The following is a 1,079-nucleotide window of genomic DNA, read 5'->3' on the forward strand; positions in this document are numbered from 1 at the left end:
CCCGCCGCGGCCGGGCCGAGAAATCGCTGCTCTCCATCGCGGAGAAGCTGCGGGCCCCGGTCATCTGCACCCCCGGCGGCAACGGCGCGTTCCCGTGGAACCATGAGCTCTCGCTGCAGTCCTGGATCGAGGACCAGCACATGACGGAGCTGCTCGAGGACGCCGACGTGCTGATCGTCATCGGATCCTCGCTGGGCGAAGTCACCTCCAACTACTTCACCTTTGAGCCGCGCGGCCGGATCATCCAGATCGACGCCGAACCCCGCGTCCTGGAATCCAACCGCCCCGGCCTGGGCATCCGGGCCGACGCCGGCCAGGCGCTCGCCGCCCTGGACGCCGCGCTCGACACAGCCCTCGACGCCGCCATGACGGAGCCGCACGGAGAGCGCGCGGGCTGGCACGGCACCCCGCCTGAGACCGTGGTCAAGGACACCCTGGCCAAGGTCAAGTCCCGGCTGGAATCCCAGGATCTCGGCAAGGAACTGAAGTTCATGGCGGACATCCGGGCGGCCGTTCCCCCGGCCATGCAGACGTTCTGGGACATGACCATCTCCGCGTACTGGGCCTGGAGCTGCTGGGACGCCCGCGAGGGCCAGTTCCACTCCGCACAGGGCGCCGGCGGGCTCGGCTTCGGCTTCCCCGCGGCGATCGGCGGCGCCGTCGGCCTGGAAACCACCGGCAAGTCCGGGGCTTCAGCCCGGGTGCTCGCCGTCTCCGGCGACGGCTCGGCAATGTACTCCATCTCTGAACTGGCCACGGCCAAGCAGCACAATGTGCCGGTCACCTGGCTGATCGTGGACGACGGCGGCTACGGCATCCTGCGCGAATACATGGTCGGCGCCTTCGGCAAGGCCACCGCCACGGAACTCGCCCGCCCCGATTTCGTCAAGCTGGCCGAGGCCTTCGGAGTCCCGGCCGTCCGGGTCGCCCCCGAGGACATCGGGGACGCACTCAAGGCGGGATTTGCCGCGGACGGGCCGAACGTCGTCGTCGTCGAAACCCTGCTCAAGATGTTCGCCCCCACCCACATGGAGGCCTGAGCACCACGCTCGACTCCCTCCTCAAAATGCTCAGCGCGG

1 protein-coding gene is annotated in these 1,079 nt (G+C 69.2%); it reads left to right on the forward strand.

Translation table 11 applies throughout. The features are described 5' to 3' along the window. A partial coding sequence (locus tag K789_RS26650) for a thiamine pyrophosphate-binding protein (protein ID WP_024365500.1) occupies nt 1–1,040 on the forward strand: 1,040 nt, incomplete at its 5' end. Nucleotides 1,041–1,079 lie beyond the last annotated feature (39 nt).

Origin of the sequence: Arthrobacter sp. TB 26 (genome assembly GCF_000427315.1) — a bacterium.
GTDB lineage: Bacteria > Actinomycetota > Actinomycetes > Actinomycetales > Micrococcaceae > Arthrobacter.